The 17,812-nt window shown below is 36.6% G+C and carries 10 protein-coding genes; 5 read left to right on the top strand and 5 right to left on the bottom strand.

Translation table 11 applies throughout. The annotated features are described in order from the left end of the window. The first annotated feature begins 1 nt into the window (after position 1). From BQ7358_RS05405 to BQ7358_RS05385, 5 genes are all read left to right on the top strand, one after another. Entirely contained in the window at positions 2 to 790 is a 789-nt protein-coding gene (locus tag BQ7358_RS05405) for an ABC transporter ATP-binding protein (protein ID WP_072520307.1), read from the top strand. 1 nt (position 791) lies between these two features. Next, positions 792 to 1,571 carry an ABC transporter ATP-binding protein gene (locus BQ7358_RS05400; protein WP_021676602.1) on the top strand — a complete coding sequence of 260 codons (780 nt, stop codon included), beginning with the start codon at positions 792 to 794 and terminating at the stop codon, positions 1,569 to 1,571. Positions 1,572 to 1,640: 69 nt separating this feature from the next. Beyond that, on the top strand, positions 1,641 to 3,275 hold the full coding sequence (locus BQ7358_RS05395; protein ID WP_072520306.1) for an ABC transporter substrate-binding protein: 1,635 nt from the start codon (positions 1,641 to 1,643) through the stop codon (positions 3,273 to 3,275). 180 nt (positions 3,276 to 3,455) lie between these two features. Continuing rightward, positions 3,456 to 3,806 (top strand): plasmid mobilization protein, encoded by a 351-nt coding sequence (locus tag BQ7358_RS05390; RefSeq protein ID WP_072520305.1) that lies wholly within the window; start codon positions 3,456 to 3,458, stop codon positions 3,804 to 3,806. A gap of 5 nt (positions 3,807 to 3,811) precedes the next feature. Continuing rightward, positions 3,812 to 5,143, top strand: a complete 1,332-nt coding sequence (locus BQ7358_RS05385; RefSeq protein ID WP_072520304.1) for a relaxase/mobilization nuclease domain-containing protein — start codon at positions 3,812 to 3,814, stop codon at positions 5,141 to 5,143. 68 nt (positions 5,144 to 5,211) lie between these two features. On the opposite strand, the gene BQ7358_RS05380 is transcribed toward BQ7358_RS05385, so the two are convergent. The 5 genes from BQ7358_RS05380 to BQ7358_RS09190 all read right to left on the bottom strand — a co-directional run bounded on the left by BQ7358_RS05380 (position 5,212) and on the right by BQ7358_RS09190 (position 17,224). Next, positions 5,212 to 6,030: a single-stranded DNA-binding protein gene (locus BQ7358_RS05380; RefSeq protein ID WP_072520303.1), complete on the bottom strand. Its 819-nt coding sequence runs from the start codon at positions 6,028 to 6,030 to the stop codon at positions 5,212 to 5,214. Between the two features lie 42 nt (positions 6,031 to 6,072). Next, on the bottom strand, positions 6,073 to 8,604 hold the full coding sequence (locus BQ7358_RS09235; RefSeq protein WP_234971579.1) for a helicase-related protein: 2,532 nt from the start codon (positions 8,602 to 8,604) through the stop codon (positions 6,073 to 6,075). A 77-nt stretch (positions 8,605 to 8,681) separates the two neighbouring features. Further along, positions 8,682 to 10,577, bottom strand: a complete 1,896-nt coding sequence (ltrA, locus tag BQ7358_RS05370; protein WP_072520302.1) for a group II intron reverse transcriptase/maturase — start codon at positions 10,575 to 10,577, stop codon at positions 8,682 to 8,684. A gap of 732 nt (positions 10,578 to 11,309) precedes the next feature. Next, positions 11,310 to 16,904: an Eco57I restriction-modification methylase domain-containing protein gene (locus BQ7358_RS09040; RefSeq protein ID WP_456071314.1), complete on the bottom strand. Its 5,595-nt coding sequence runs from the start codon at positions 16,902 to 16,904 to the stop codon at positions 11,310 to 11,312. Next, the gene (locus BQ7358_RS09190; protein WP_268762350.1) at positions 16,814 to 17,224 is read right to left on the bottom strand and encodes a hypothetical protein; all 411 of its coding nucleotides are present in this window, start codon (positions 17,222 to 17,224) and stop codon (positions 16,814 to 16,816) included. Before BQ7358_RS09190 ends, BQ7358_RS09040 begins: the two co-directional genes overlap by 91 nt. Positions 17,225 to 17,812: the final 588 nt, after the last annotated feature.

Below are 17,812 nucleotides of genomic sequence, written 5' to 3'. Positions count from 1 at the left end.
TATGAATCCATTATTGGAAATAAAAAATTTAAAAATCATTCACCGAAAGTATAAAAAAACTCTCATTGATAATATAAATTTTGGACTTAATGATAGTGAGATCTTAGGTATTATTGGTGAAAGCGGTAGTGGTAAAACCTTAACATGCCGCTCTGTATTAAATTTATTAGACAGAAAAGCATTTGATGTAAGCGGCGAAATTCTGTTTGAAAACCAAAATCTGCTATCTCTTTCTGATAAATCATTAAATGCCGTTAGAGGGAAAAAAATAGCATTAATAATGCAAAATCCTATGAGTGCTTTTGATCCCATGAGTAAAATAGGTAAACAAATACTTGAAACATTAAAATTACACCAAAATGCTTCAAAAAAACACCTTATGGCAAGTATAGAGGAAAATTTAACTAAATTTGGACTATCAGAACCAGAGCGTATCCTTAATAGTTTTCCATCACAACTAAGCGGCGGCATGTTGCAAAGATTAATGGTTATATTAGCTCTAATGCTATCACCTGAGATAATCATAGCAGATGAAACAACAACGGCACTTGACATTAAAACACAATCCATCGTTTTAGAGCAATTTATCAAAATAAAAGAATCTGGAATTTCACTCATTGTAGTTACTCATGATTTTAGAGTTATAGCAAAATTAGCTGACAATGTGATTGTAATGAAAGATGGAATTATTATTGAAAAAGGAACTGTATTTGAAATTTTTAATTCTCCAAAGACTGATTACACTAAAAATTTACTACAAGCCAGTATTTTAAAGGGAGGAGGAATATAGAATGATTGTTGTAGAACATTTGAGTAGAAAATATCCTTGTTTGGGAGCAAATAAGAAAGATTTCATATCAGTAAATGATGTTTCATTTTCACTATTACCTAATACTTCTTATGCTTTGGTGGGTGAAAGTGGCAGTGGCAAAAGTACATTATCAATGATGTTATCTGCCATAATTCCTCCCAGTAACGGAACTATTCATTTTAACAATAAAAATATCTGGTCAATGACTAAAGAAGAAATTCTTATAATGAGAAAAAATGTTCAATTAGTCCTTCAGGATAGCTCAGGAGCTTTAGATCCAAGAAAAACTATTATTGACAGCCTATATGAGCCGTTACATAAGTTATGTAATTTAACAAAAAGCGAAATATATTCAACGATTATATCCACACTTGTTAAAATGGAGCTTCCCGAATCAGTTTTATCAAAATATCCTCATGAATTATCAGGTGGGCAGCAAAGTCGAGTCTGTATAGCAAGAGCTATATGTGTTGAACCCAAGTATATTATATTTGATGAATCTGTAAGCGGATTAGATGCAACTGTAAGAAAGAAAATATTAGATCTTCTGATAGAAATACGAAAACAAAGGAAAATTACTTACTTATTCATTACTCATGATATAGATGTTGCTCTATATATGGCAAGCCACATATTTGTTATGAAAGGAGGAAAAATAATAGAAGAAATATCCAATGCCACTTCATATGATTCATTTCATGGAGAATACTCAAGGGAATTAATTGCCTCACTTCCCCCTGATACTCCCTATGGCAGATGAACTTACAAAAAACATCAGTTTCAGTAGTAAACAAGTAATTACAAACAACTAAAGAAAGGACGTGTATTTATGAAAACCACAAAAAAACTATTGGGAGTATTACTCTCTTTCATTATGCTCTTGTCAATAACAACCGGGTGCAGCTCACAAAACACAGTTGGAAATTCAAAAAAAGTAAAAGAATTAACTTTTTGTGAAAGTTGGAATTTTGATGGTGGATTTTCTGTTTTTCAAGAACCTCTGATGGCAAACGGAACATTTGGGTTGCTTTATTATATCCCAAACTTCTATGAAACTCTCATCAATTATGAAAACGGAAACTTTGTTCCCGGTCTTGCAGAAAAATGGGATGTAGGCAAAGATAATATGACTTATACCTTTAAATTAAAAAAGGATATTAAGTTCTCTGATGGCGAGGAATTAACTGCTGAAGTAGTGAAAAAAAATTTCGAGAATGTCGGAAAAAATTTAGAAACATATAACGGAGCTTTTGGTCTAACAAGTACATTAATAGAAAAAATCACTGTTGTTGATAAATATACTGTCTCTGTTAAACTGTCATCTCCTTACTATGGTGCTCTCAATGATTTTACTCTCCCTCTGCCTATGGGAATTATGTCGCCAAACGCCTTTAATGCAGATGGTACATTATCAGAAAAAATAAAAAACGCCACAATGGGAACCGGTCCATACATGTATAATGGTCAAAAGGACAATGATACCTACACCTTTGTAAAAAATCCGAATTACAACCGTAAAAATGTTGATGTAGAATCATTTAAAATCAAAATCATTCCTGATAATGATTCCAAATTACTGGCACTTCGCAACAAAGAAGTTGACTTGATTTTAGGTACGAATAATCTAAGTTATGATTCCTATAATTCTTTACAAAAAGACAAGTCCTTTGCCGGCAAAACATCAGATACTGTAATTCAAACAAGATATATCGGTATTAATACTGACACATCTCCTTTTGACGATGTTTCTGTCAGAAAAGCAATAAATTACGCAATAGATACAAAATCTCTAAGAAAAAATATTCTGGGAGATATTGAGAAAGAAGCTCCTTCAATCTTGGATAAAAATTTACCATATTGCAATGTGGACACTGAATCTTATTCTTATTCAGAACAAACAGCTAAAGATTTGCTTGAAAAAGCTGGTTGGAAAGACCAAGATGGTGATGGTATTCGTGAAAAGGATGGCACAAAACTCTCTGTAAATATTTCTTGCTCAAGTGATCAGGCAATGCTCAAAGATATATCAGAAGCCGTTGCCAGCGACCTAAAAAAAGTTGGATTTGAAGTGAAAACATCAAGTTCCGAAACAATGAATCACTATAAAAACATCTCTGAAGGCAAGTATCAACTGGCTATCGGAATAACATACAATATACCAATGGATCCATATAAACTGGTTTCATCATTTTCAAAAAATCCGGTAATGGATAATATGACATCAAAAGCATTAACCAGTATGAAAAACTCTGATGAGCTAATCAGAAGCTTAAATACTATGACCGATAAAAAAGAAATTCAGAATGTGTATAATACAATTATAAATGGATTACATGACGATGCAGCATTAGTCCCTATATCAAGAACGGTTGGTATGACCGTCTATAATGCGGATAAAATCACAGACTACAAGTTCCACTACCAGCCTGACTATTTAGATGTTTCCAACATCAGAACAAAGTAAATTGAATACTTGCTTAACACTTGCTATAAATCATTCTTTTGTAGCAAGCACAGTAAGTGTACGGACACTTACGGAAAAATTGATGAAGCAGCCCTTCGGGATCTGCTTCTTTTTTTATCAATTTTTAGCTTGTTAGGGAGACCCTAAGACCCCGAAATTCATATACAGGAGGAACTATCTATGGCAAATAGGATACGAAATGAACGACTTGAAATTAAGTTGACCAAGGCAGAAAAAGCTCTTTTTGAGGAAAAAAGAAAACTTGCGAAGTGCAGAAATATGAGCCACTTTATCCGCAAATGTGTTTTGGAAAAGGAAATTTATCAGATAGATTTAGAGCCGTTTCGAGATTTACAGGGCTTGCTTTCCAACGCTACAAATAATATCAATCAGATTGCAAAGCGAGTAAATTCTACCGGTATTATCTACAAAGATGACATCAATGATATGAAAAAAGAGATTGAACATTTCTCAAAAGAGTTGTGGCAAATCCATTCCTTGCTTCTTAACAAGACTTCAGGAGGTGATTAGTTTTTATGGCTATTACAAAAATACACCCTATAAAATCAACCCTTCATCTTGCCATTGATTACATCGTTAATGGGGAAAAAACAGATGAGCAGCTTTTAGTCAGTACCAATAAATGCCATCAGTCAACTGCTCATACTCAGTTTTTAAAGACAAGAGGAGAGGCGGGAACTAAGGGAACTGTCCTTGCAAGACATCTGATTCAATCTTTTTTACCGGGAGAAACAAGCCCTGAAATGGCACATCAAATCGGTCTTGAGTTATGTAAAAAGATACTCAAAGATGAGTATGAGTTTGTCTTATCTACACACATAGATAAGGGACATATCCATAATCACATAATATTCAATAATGTAAATATGGTTACTGGCAAGTGCTATCAATCCAATAAGAAAAGCTATCATAAGATCCGTTACCAGAGTGATAAGCTATGCAAAGAAAACAACCTTTCCGTCATTGATGAACACTACGAAAGCTTTAAGAAAAAATATAGGACGAGCGGAAAGTCTTGGTATGAAAATGAACAAGCAAAGAGAGGTACTTCTTGGAAAAGTAGACTTCAATTTGACATTGATCGCATGATAAAACAGTCTAAGGATTGGGACGAATTTCTAAAGAAAATGACTGAACTTGGCTATGAAATTAAGTATGGCAAACATATCGCTTTTAAGCCGAAAGATAAGCCCAGATTTACAAGAGCTAAGACGATTGGCGAAGATTATACGGAGGAACGATTAAAAGAACGAATAGCTGAAAGAGAGTTTATTAAGACGCCTACCGTTAAAAAACGCATTGGAAATGTTATTGATATGAATACCAATGTGAAGGTAAAGGAAAGCAAAGGCTATGAATACTGGGCGACGAAGCATAATCTGAATACAATGGCAGAATCCGTTATCTTTATCAGAGAACATGGCATAAAATCTGTTCAGCAACTTGATGAATTTATCAAGAAAAGTGCTGATGAAAGACAAAATTTACAGGATAAAATCAAGGCGATTGATAAGGAAATGGAACAGTTATCCACTACGATGGAGCAAGTTCATACTGTCAAAAAATATCGTGCATATTACAAGGAATATAAGGCGAATCCGTCTGATAGGGCATTTTTCGAGGAATATAAAGCTCAGATTACCCTCTATGAAAATGCTCTTTCTGAACTTAAAAAGACTTATTCCAAACTCCCAAATTCAAAGGATATTTTAGATAAACTTGATAAATTACAAGAAAAAAAGAATACCCTAATGCAAGAGTATTCTTCTACAAAATCGACTATGGACGAGCTTTATCAGATACGAAAGAACTATGGAATTTATATGGGTAAGGAGATGGAGAGATAATCTTTATCTCCTTTTTTTGAGCCACAAAAAAGAGCCGGTGCAGCCCTAAAGACCACACCGACAAACATTTATCTCTCCGTTTCTCTTGGTTTTTCTTTACTCTCTTTCGGTTTTTGCTTATCTTCCGCCTGATATTCTTTGATAGCACCAATTATGGATTTTTTATCGTTTTCTTTCCCTTTTTCAGAGCCGGTTAAGGCATTTAACTTGGCTTTCATTTTTTCAATATCTACTCTAATCTGTCCTGCCTGTTCCCAAGAATCTGCATAAAATAAGTCTTTTTCTCTTTCTTCTATCTCACTTTTCAGTTTAGCAATCTCTTGACTCTTATCCTGTCCTTTCATCTGTTCTTTCGCCTTTAAGAGCTTTGAGGATAGTATCCTTACATTGCTATGCTCCTTACCGTTATCATCAGTTGAAGTTCTGATTTGTCCAAAGAGTTTTACAAAATCGCCCTCCTGAAAGTCTTTTGGAATATCGCTTTTTTCTCCGTATGCAGAGCAGTTATGATAAACATTGTTTCCCTCATCATCTTTTGATATTACTGAAAAATTGACTACTTTAAAGGCTTCTCCATTCTTGTTTTCTCTTTCGATTATGTCAACCTTACCTACAATATTTCCAACGATATTTACAAGGTCATCTTTTTCCTCCTGAACATAGGGCAGGTCTTTTATCTGTCCCTGCTCTCTTAAATCATCAATCATATAGTCAAAATCCTCATGAAGCAGATTGATGGTATCATTTGCCATATAAGCATCATAGAGCTTATCTAAGGCACTCTCATCGTTAATCCCTTTTTCCATACTGATAACCGCTTTAATAAAATCTTTGTAGTTATCCTTTACCATATCTTCAATTTTATCTCTCATTGTTTTATAAGCCATGCTCTAACTCCTTTCATAGTAAAAGAGAGCTTGTAAGCCCTCTTATATTGAATATTCCTGTTCTTTTGTAGTTTGTTTCTCTTCCGTTTTGCTTTCACTTTGATAAGCTCTGATCTGTCCTAAAATAGACGGTTTATCTTCCGTTCTTTGAGAAGTTTCCTCTTTTGTATGAAGATTATCTTCCACATCATAGGTTGATTCAAAGTAATCACTGTCCCTGAAATCATTGTCATATCTGTCGATGATACCGTCATTATCGAGGTCTTTTGCAAGCGGATCATAGAAGTTTCCTTCATCATCAATCTCAAGTCCAAGAGCAGCTTTTAAATCCTCTGAATCTACATAGACCAAATCTTCAAAAGAGGATAACTCAATTTCATTTTTCATATTCCTTAGAGCTTCGTTCTCTCCCTTGTTTTCATAGTCAAAGCTCTCAGTTTTGATTGGTATATCATCAATATACTGCGTCCATGTTTTAGCTTCTAAATTCAGTTCATACTGAATCCCATGCCTTTCATCAGGAGTATTGGTGTAGGCAATCCCGATATGCTTCATATCAGGATACAAGGTGCTAAACTCATCATAGCTATGGTTTTCTTCATATTCTCTGTTGCAAAAGTCTATGATAGCTCTTTTCACATCTTCCACAAGAGGATTGTCATTTCTCTTTTCTTCTACCTCTCCCATATCGAGCAGCTTATTCAGTTCGGCAAGCCTTAATACTTTAGTTTTCAGTTCATCTGCCTTTTCAAACGGCTTTTTAAGTTCTTCTTCGGCATTTTCCAGCTGTTCTTTGGTGCTTATGAGCTTTTCTTCAAGTCTATTTAATTTCTCAGGCATTTTCTCAATAGCATTATCCAGTCTTATGATATTACCGTCTGCACTTGTGCCAAGCTCTCCTGAATGCTTTGCAGCACCGTTTAAGCTGAAATTATGCTCATTGGTAAAGAAGTTATAGCTGACCTCTAAATCCATATTTCTATACTTTCCTATCATCTTACTTTCGTTGATTTTTATAGTCTTGATATCTTCAAGTAGCTTTTCTCCTGCAATCTTTTTATCAAATATTCTCTCACCTTTTATGGTTATCGTAGTGAACTTATTTTCGCCTTCTCCTTGTGGTTCTACATCAGCCATATCTTTCTTTACAGCTTCAATGAGTTTTTCCGTTCTTGTGATTTCTTCAGGATAATTTTTTGCGACCTTATCCTCTAATCTGTAACGATTGGACTTGTAGTTTGCTTCCAGCATTTTAAGTTTTGTAACCTCATTGTCCAAATCCATTTTTTCTTTGATTTTCGGATCCCCTGTTGCAAGAGCCTTTATCTCAGCGTAGTTAAGGGAGCTTTCGTCCACATCTTCAGCAACTCTGACAGGTGCCTTACTTGTCATAATCTGAGAAATGAATTTCTGCTTATTTTCCATTGTTTGCCACAAATACGCATCAAAGGTGTTCTCCGTAACATAACGGTAGATATTCACTTCTTTATTTTCATTGCCCTGTCTTACAATTCTTCCCGCACGCTGTTCAAGGTCGGCAGGTCGCCAAGGGACATCAAGGTCATGGAGTGCAATCAGCTTGTTTTGGACATTAGTGCCTGCTCCCATCTTTCCTGTAGAGCCGAGCAATATCCTTACATCACCCTTTCTTACCTTTGCAAAGAGTTCGTCCTTTTGCTTGTCTGAATTTGCTTCATGGATAAAGGCAATTTCTTCTTTCGGTATGCCCATTGCAACGAGTTTTCCTCTAATATCATCATAGATATTAAACTCTCCATCACCTTTTGGGGTAGACATATCGGAAAATAGAAGCTGCGTTGACCTGTTCTCTTTTGTCTTATCCCAAATAGCAAAGACATTTTTCACGCATACATTGACTTTTGAGTTTTCATCATCGGGAAGCAGGGGATTGATTAACCTTTGGTCAAGTGCAAGTTTCTTACCGTCATTAGTGATTTTAAGCATATTATCTTCATCAGGCTCAACTGCCTTGCTTCTGACATCATCTGCCCGTTTTGATAAGCTCTTTAAGATTTCCTTTTGCTCCTCGCTTGGCAAGGTTTTAATCACCTCATAGTGTGCTTCAGGAGTTGGAAGATTTAACATATCTGCGGTCTGAATATCCGCAACTTCCTTAAACATACTCATAAGTTCAGGCAGGTTGTAGAATTTTGAAAATCTTGTCTTAACTCTGTACCCTGTTCCTTCAGGAGCAAGTTCAAAGGCGGACTGTGTTTCCCCGAAGGTAGAAGCCCAAGCGTCAAAATGCTCCAAGTGATTTTTCTTTAGGTTTTCATACTGAAGATAACGCTGCATGGTGTAAAGCTCCGTCATAGAATTACTTACAGGCGTTCCGGTTGCAAAGACAATGCCTTTGCCTCCTGTCATTTCGTCCATGTATCTGCATTTCATAAACATATCGGAGGACTTAAAGGCTTCACTTTGTCCGATACCTGCAACATTACGCATTTTTGTATGAAGATACAATAGCGATAGGTAAGGTTTTGATATTATCTCTACCTTTTCCCCCGCTCCACACCGTACGTGCAAGTTTCCTCGCATACGGCGTTCCATCAAAATAACTTACTTTCCTCCATCGGATTTCAACAGACATATACTCTCGCAAGTATATACTGCTTACAAATTTCACTTTATTTTTGTGCTTGTTTCAATTTTTCTCTAAATTTTTCGATTTTCTTTACTACTTTTGTGTCTAAACTTTCAGGTATTTCACTTCCGTGTATCATCAAATGACAACTTCTGCACACCCATGCTAAGTTATTTACCTTGTTTATCTTATCAATCGGCAACTTATTATCTACATGGTGGCAATTAGCTGTAGGATTCTCATAAAGTGGTATTTTACAACATCTGCATTTCCCTTTATCTCTATTGAAAGCATACTCACGATTCATGAAGTACTCAAAATTCATTTTATTTTCCGCATAGACTGCCATACGTAAATCATCACTCATATTGATAGACGGTCTGTCCTTAGGAAGCGGTTTATTTTTATTTCGGTAATTTACATAAATCTTTCTGCCCTCTGGAGTGTAAGGTGTCATCTTCTGATTAAATGGTTTAGCTTCATATCGAACATGAGTAATGAATGCCATTGTAATTCCTATCCACATATCCTCGTAAGGTATGGCAAAAGTCTTACTGATATAGCCCTCGTGCCTATGTGGTAGATTGGCTAAATCCTTTAGAGGAATTTGCCATTCATTATATTTGTCGGGATACATTCTTTTCCAAGTAGATAACGCACTATTGTTTACTCTTCGGTCTATCACATGGAACGCATGGGAGCTTATCCCAATTTTTATATATTCAGCAATTCCCATAATGACCGAATTTATATATTGTATCTGTGCGATTCTGCTATTTACCGCCGAGTAATTCCGTATATCTCTAATTTCTTTACAAAGGTTTTGTATTTTCTTGTTTAACCTTTTCATATCAGGATACGGCTTACCAACAAAATGTTCTTTTGTTTCTTTATCAGCAGGTGTTCTTCTTGGTTTTTCGGCTTTTATTACAAATCCTAAGAAATGTATTCCTTCTGTTCTCATATTGGTTACTTTGGTTTTCTCCTCTGACAATTCAAGTTTTAGCTTGTACTTGAAATACCTGCTTAATTCTCGTTTCAGTCTTTCCGCTTCTTTCTTAGATGATGTCAAAATCACCCAGTCATCAGCATATCTGAAATTGTACTTTGGAGTTATCCCTGACCATTTTAATCTTCTTGAGTCATTGCATTTGTATTTACACTTTCTATGTGGTTCGTAGTATTTTCTTCCTACATACCAGTCAAAATCATTAAGATATACATTTGCCAGCAACGGTGATAGTATTCCACCTTGCGGTGTTCCTTTATTATCGTTCTTTAACATATCATACTCAATGTATCCGACCGATAACATAGCTTTGATGATTTGAATTACACGTTTGTCATGAGCTCCTATATCCCATAGCTTTCTTAACAATATTCTATGATTTATGTTGTCAAAACAGCCTTTTATATCGCCCTCTAATGCCCAGACTGGTTGGTCTTTAGACTTATAGCTTACATTGATTACATTGACAATACCCCTAATTGCGTGTTTTTGTGAGCGATATGGTCTGAACCCATAACTATGCGGATAAAATCTTGCTTCGCATATTGGTTCAATAATTATCCTTATACACTCCTGTACAATCCTGTCTAAGATTGTCGGTATCCCAAGAGGTCGCTTTTTACCATTCCCTTTGTCGATATATACTCGTTTTGCAGGTTTTGGTTTGTAATCGCATATTGATTTCTTGACCAAATATATTACTTCGTCCTTTGGCATTTGCAGGTACTTATCCATTTTTATTTTATCTACTCCAGTAGTTTTACTACCTTTGTTGGATTTTATATTATGGATTGCCGTTACAATGACAACTTCATCTGTTATTGCCTCTAAAAGCCCTGTAAATACATTTCCTGTTTTTGATTTTTCGTAAAGTAAATCCAGTAATTTCTTTAAATCTGTTTCATTTGAAAATTTGACGTTTATATGCACAGGCTATCACCTCGCAGTTCGTCACCCATTATTTCAGGGAGTTTTACTAATTTTAGTTATTTTCTTTTCGTGAAATCTGTAAATTATTCTGACTAGTCCCCTTTGCCTTGAGTATTTCAACTCATGTAGTTGGCTTTCCCAACCTCAGACTACTATGGGACTGCTGACTTCCTGTATTTTTCATCACTCTGTACAGCTCCAAATACAGGCTCTCAAACGTTCCTAAATCTCTATCCTTGTGTAGATTTAACTACTTGAAAACCTTAGGTTTCCACCTTACACCGTAGGGACAAGCATATCTTGAATTACAGTTAAATATGCTCTGTATGATATTTCATTCATACAGGAATGTATCGAAAAACCAGCAATACACTCTTCCCTAATCTTTCACCCTTTCGGGTGCCGCTACTCTTACGATGCTGCATGGATTTCTTTAACGTAACCATAGTTTTCGGAAGACCGCACTATTTATCCCATATTCATTTTCATGAACTTAGGTATTCAAGTTACGACTTTATCACGCTTTATACATGAAATGTTGTACAGACATTTCTGCATAGTGAAGTATCATCTCGCACACCATTTCCGGCTTTGATATGCCATCATCAATGTTAATTCAGTGTGGCAAGGGCAATTCTCCCTTGATTTTGAGATTTAAGTTCTGACAGTTCATTCTTATTTCTAAGTGATTTCTGTCGGTTGATTTCGGTAGTTTAATCACTCCTTCCTTATTCAACAACGTTTCGCACAATTCTTAAATCCATGTGCTTCATCGACAAAGAGCTTATCTACACCAAGTTCCTCGAATGTAATGACATCGTCTTTCTTAAAATCATCGTTTAATTTCTCAAGCCTTGCCTCCAGCTTTTTCTTGGTCTTTTCAAGTTGCTTAACCGTAAAATTCTGGTTTCTGTCGTGCTTGTATTCCTCAATATAGTTCAAAATTTCATCAATCTGATCCTGAATATGTTTCTCCTGATACTCTTTGCTCATTGGGATTTTTTCAAACTGCGTATGACCGATTACAACCGCATCATATTCTCCGGTAGCAATCTTTCCAATAAACCTCTTTCTGTTTCTTGGCTCAAAGTCTTTTTTATCAGCCACCATAATGTTAGCCGACGGATATAACTGCATAAACTCTCTGCCTATTTGACCTGTCAAGTGATTCGGTACGACAAAGAGCGATTTACTACACATTCCAAGCCTTTTACTTTCCATTGCGGAAGCGACCATCTCAAAGGTCTTTCCGCTTCCCACCACATGAGCAAGCAAGGTATTTCCTCCATACAAACTTCGTGCAATGGCATTTCTTTGGTGAGGTCTAAGCTCTATTTCCGTATTCATTCCCTCAAAAGAGAGGTTACTTCCGTCATATTCACGATTCCTGATAGAGTTAAAACGCTCATTATACAGTTTTACGAGTCTGTTTCTTCTTTCCTGATCATTAAATATCCAGTTCTTAAATTCTTCCTTTAGAAGTTCTTGTTTCTGTCCTGCAAGAAGCGTTTCCTTTTTATTTAGAACAGAACTTTTTGAGCCGTCCGGATTTTCAATCTGGTCAAAGACCTTTGTTTCTTTAAGATTTAAGGCATCTTCAATCAGCTTATATCCGTTTACCCTTGATGTTCCGTAGGTCATTTCTGCAAGATCATTACCCTTATCTCTGCTCTTTCCTTCAATATTCCATTCACTTGTAAGATTTGAGAATTTAACCTTAATATCCCATTTGGCATAACCCGGAGTTTTCAGCGTTTCAAAGATAAACTTTTCTATATCTTTTATCGGTATCCAAGTTGCACCAAGACGAACACTGATCTCACTTGCTTCAAGTTCTTTCGGTAATACTTTGGTAAGTTCCGCTTTTTGGTATTCCAATCGGTTCATTTCATAGCTTATCAGCTCTTTTTCTTTGCCATCTTCCGCATAGCCAAGGTGGGGTAGTTCTCTTTCGGTCTGTCTTAGCTTTGCAAGGTAGCTGTCAACAATGGCAATCTTATCTCTGATATTTCCTGATAAATATTCATCTTTTGTTACATAGCCATATTTATATGAATTGCTTCCATTTGCACAGGCGAAAGGTAAATCTCCATCTTCCAAGTTAAAGGATAGCGGTCTGTAAAAGTTCTGTTCTTCCCTGATACTTAGATAAATCTCTCCTCTAAGCTCCTCAATCAAAGTAGGTCGCTCTTTTCCTGTCAGGCTTTTCATATACTCAAAATCCACATATCCTTTTTCGGATACGGATAATACCAGTGCTTCAAGGGAAGTGTCCACATGGTCAATGGTCTTTGCCTTTGTGATTGTCCTCTTGGAGAATATATCCCCCTTTTCCTTGAAGTTTTCTTCTTCGTCAAGAATTTCTATGGAAGAAATAAGAGGGAAGTTACTATCCTCTTTTAAGGCTCTGGTATTACTTAGGTTATTGACATATCCATGCTTTTTAGAAAAACTGTCATAGACTTCATTTAACTTCTCCTGAGCTTTCTTTACTTCATCATCTGAAAAATCTTCCTTCTGTTTGTAAATGACATCTTTTAGAGCATCATTTAACGAAAGATAATCCTTAATCTTTTCCTTGTTTTTATCTGTTACTTCTTTCTTTACGAAAAGTGAATTTTCTCTGTAATACACTTCACCATCAATAACGGTGTAGGAAAAGTTCTTAACATCGTCCGTTGCAGGTATTGTGCTGATTTCATCATCAAGTAGCTCTATTTCTTCATAGGCTGCTCCTTTGGATATTTCTTCACTTGCCTTTGCAAGCAGCTCTTTTAAGTCGGCATTTTCTTTTGGCAAACAAGCAAGAGTATTTCCAAATCTGCCTGACACTTCTTCCATAGAACCAAGCACCATCTGAGGATTTTCCACAAAATATTTATTGTAGGTCATTCCCTTTTCATCTTCAGATAGATGTATCCAGTCCTCCTCACGCTCTCTGATACTGTCCCTTTTCTTTAAAAAGATAATGTCTGATGTTACTTCTGTTCCGGCAACACCCTTAAAGGTATCGTTTGGAAGTCTGATTGCTCCTAAAAACTCCGCTCTTGCTGCAAGGTATCGTCTGACACTTTCGTCCTTTTTATCCATCGTACCTGAAGATGTGATAAAGGCGATGATACCTCCGTTTCTTACTTTATCGATGGATTTCGCAAAAAAATAGTCGTGGATCAGGAAGTTATTTTTGTTATACTCCCTGTCATTGACCTTGTACTCTCCAAAGGGTACATTACCGATAACAGCATCAAAGAAATTATTGGAAAAGGAAGTTTCTTCCAGTCCTTTAATCTGTATATCACTTTCCGGATATAGAAGTTTTCCAATTCGACCGCTTACGGAGTCAAGCTCCACACCGTAAAATTTGGACTTTTTCATTTCATCAGGAAGATTGCCGATAAAGTTTCCGATGCCCATTGACGGCTCTAAGATATTACCACTCTTGAAGCCCATTCCTGACAGGGTAGAGTAGATACTGTCAATAACTGTTTTCGGTGTGTAAAAGCTCGTTAAGGTAGATTCTTTTGCAGAGTCATATTCATCCTGCGATAAGTTCTCCTTTAGAAAAGCTCTTGCTTCTTTCCACTGACCTTCCTTGCTCTCGTCAAAGACTTCGGATAGTCCGCCCCAACCGACATATTTTGCCAAGACTTCCTGAGCGGTGCTGTCAGGCTCTCGTTCTCCTCTTTCCACTCGGTTAAGCATGGAAATTGCTTCCAAGTTATTATTTAACCTTTCACTTGGCGTTAATTTTTCAGGGATGATTTCTTCGGTAATCTTAAAGTTATGAGCTTCTATTTTTAGTTTTTCTGCCTTTTCATCAATGTCTTGAATCGTATCTTTAGCTTTCTTGTATGTCAGATTTTCAAATACCCTCTCAAGATCGCTTTCCAGACGATAAGGAATGACATCGGAGCCTGTTATCATACCGCCAAGATATTCGGTATTATCCTTAACCGTTACGGTCTTTAGGTTATTTCCCATATTGTCAAAGCGTGTGATGGTACAGCCCTTATCCTTGTATTTAACTTCATCACCAACAATAAAACTTGGTCTTTCAAGGCTTATCTTTCTTAACAGCTCCTCATTATCCATAAACGGTACGATTGCGATTTGCCTATTTCCATCTCTTGCCGGATACAGCCATACCTCCGGTTTTCCATTTACCTTGTTTTTTTCAATATCCCTTGCAATATATGCTTCATGGTCAAAATATACAGTATCGCCTTGTTTCACTGCAAATTTATCCGCAAGACTTTCCTCTTTTTCATTCAGCTCTACTTCTTCCTTTTGCTGAACATAGTCAAATAGGGTAGATTGAACAGGACTTTTCTCAAGTGCTTCTTCCATTTCTTCAAAGTTTTCATAAGTTTTATACTCGGCTGTATCTATTCTTAAATGTTCTTTTAGTTCATACGCTGTATAGCCGTAGCTGTCTATCAGTTCATCAACCTTTTTGCTATCTTCATAGCTTTCTCCATAAAACAGCTTGTACTTTACACCGCCAAGAGCCACGCTATTTTTCGCTTCGGATAAATTGATATGAGCTACATCAGACTTATCTGCCAAAATAAACTCTGTACCGACCTTAATGGCAATTTTTTCATCAGGGAAAGTCCCTTTGTTGTCTGTATCCTCTATGCTAACACCTGACAATTTGTTCCTATCGTTAATAATACTCTCTGCTTCTTCTAAGGAAATTCCCATTTCATCACTAAGATAAAAGATGTCCTGTTCCTTTTGCTTATCTTTTGAGGAAAGCTGTCCGTTAAATACTCGGTCAATTTCTTCCTCGCTCATCTGTTTTACAAGCTCTGTATCTTTAATCTCTTGAAAAGTCTTTGGAAAATCCTCTAAAATAAGTCTTTGTGCGTTTAATTCCTTTAGCTCCTCAAGGTTAAAATATCCCCATTCAGGCTCAATTCCGACTACAAGCCCAAAGGCTTCTCCGCTTTCTCTGTCGTACTCTGTCATATACCAAGTCCAGTTACTTCTAAACGGAATAATATATGCTGCATGAACTTCCTTATCCGCCAACTCCACATCTTCCTGTGTATAAATCTCCGGTACTCTTTCAAGCATTTCCTTTGTCATCAGATTTTCAGGTTCATCTTTGGAATAATATTGTGATTTTTGTGGTTCTTTTGATTCTTCTCTCTCTGCCTTACTTTCTATTTTCTTTTCTTCATAAAGATTTTTAGAAAGCAGTTCATCAATATGCTTTGCTACGCTTGACCAAGTAAGAAACACATCATTACAATCATTCTTTTCCAGTTTTATTCCTTTGGCATCGTGCCATTCTCCACTACCTGTCAAACCTGATACCGCATGGCTTCTTCCTCCTGTTCCGTATTCATCTTTTAAGAAGTCGGCTTTTTCCTGTAAAGTGTGGTTTTCTTTGAAAAACTTTGTAATTCGCTCTTTTCCTCTATCGATTCCGCTTCCTCTTGAAAGAGTAGCAAGGACTTCATCTTCCGTAATAAATGCTTTTACTTTCGGAAGTTCGGTCAGATTGGTACTGTATTCTTTTCTTGACAGTTCAAGCTCCTGTAGCTTCTGATAAAGGCTGTCCACCTTATGATAGTGAAACCTTAATACATCTCTATCTTCTCTATATGCTTCTAAAAATCGTCCATACTCTTTGATAACATTTACAAGGTATTCAGGATTTTTCAGTGCCTCGGATAATCGTTTTGTTTCATCCGGAAAGCCACCTCCCTTTTCGAGAAATTCAAAAAAGCCTTGTTCTTTTCCTTCCACACTCAAATCGTGAATAAGATACCATAGGGATTCTGAAATTCTGTCCCTTTCATAATCCAAGGCTTCTGAAATCTCCACATTGGTAGCAAACTCTCCGCTGTTAAGAAGTTCAGCAATTCTGTTGGCAGCATCACTCCAACTTAAAACTTGTGTGTTATCTTCTCTTGCCGATGTTCCGGAAGCAAAATGAATCCCCTTACCCGAATACCAAGCTGAGATTTCACTTCCGTCAATGATATAGCCGTTTCCCCCTTGAAAAGTATTTTTAAGGTATTCTCCCAATTCTTCATTGCTTTTTCCTTTAGAAAACTCGGCAATAACAGGAAGTCTGCCACCATCGTGATTTCCTCCGTTAATAAGGACAGTGTCTATATCTTTCTGAGCAAGAGGGATGCTAAGCCTTATCTGTCCATAAGAATTTTCAGGCAAAGAAAAAGAAGCCTTGTCCGCTTCTCTTATCTCTACTTTAGTATTTTCTTTTAGATTTCCACGATTTCCTTGATGGTCATTTCCTTCAAGGCTGAAATTATCGCCCCATACTGCGGATTGCTCTCGCTCTCGATCTGCCAAGCCTTCATCAGTTTCGGCTTCTCTGTTCTCATAAAGTCTATCGCCTGTTTCTGAATGTCCATCAGGTGTTCTTTCAGCTTCTTCTCCTTGTATAGATCCACTAACATCTCGAAGCGGCTCTGCTCCTCGCTCTGTGAAAGATAATCCAGCCTCATCACTGCGTAGGTCGGATTCGGGTATTCCTTGATGAAGTCCGTCTGCTTCTCCAAGTTGTCCAATGTTTTCTCCCTGATTTTCTCTATTATCTCCTCCGTACTCCCCATTTCTGAAAACTCGCTCGGTTTCACTAATTCTTTCCTTATCATCTCGTCGAAGTACATAGTTTTCTCCTTCCTCAATTTCTTCTTTAATCTTATTATATCCTGCTTCTCTGCTTCTTAAAACTCCTTTTTGAAGCTCTATCTCTTTGCTCTTTTGAATGGTTGTATCTATGATATTTCCACTAATATCCGATACGGTTTCACCAAGGCTCATAAGGGATATGCTGTCCAGTCTTTTGAAATTTTCTCTTAACAGCTCCTTATCCATCGGATAATCTACCTTAAACCTTGAAGCTACCGCATAGCTGATGGAATCCCTTACAAATTTGACAAAGGATATTCTGTCCTCATCAGCTATTCTAAGCTCATTCATCAAGCTGTCTATCTTTTCATCACCATAAATTCTGCTTAGAAAAAAGATATTTTCAAGGTTACTTTCACTTTCTTCATAGCCTTCATTTGCTATCATCTCCTTTAAGACCTCTTGATGAGATTCTTTATCAAATCGCCAAAGATTGACCTCATTGACATCTCTGTTTCTTGAAACGGTCTGGCTTACATCAAAAATGTAGTCCACTCTTTTTTTTATGCCGGAATCTTCTAAGATCGGAATCCCTTTTTGTCCTCGTACAACAGTTCGATGGAAGC

The sequence above is a fragment of the Gemella massiliensis genome, from assembly GCF_900120125.1.
GTDB classification, from domain to species: domain Bacteria; phylum Bacillota; class Bacilli; order Staphylococcales; family Gemellaceae; genus Gemella; species Gemella massiliensis.
This window is presented reverse-complemented; position numbering and strand designations above follow the sequence as displayed.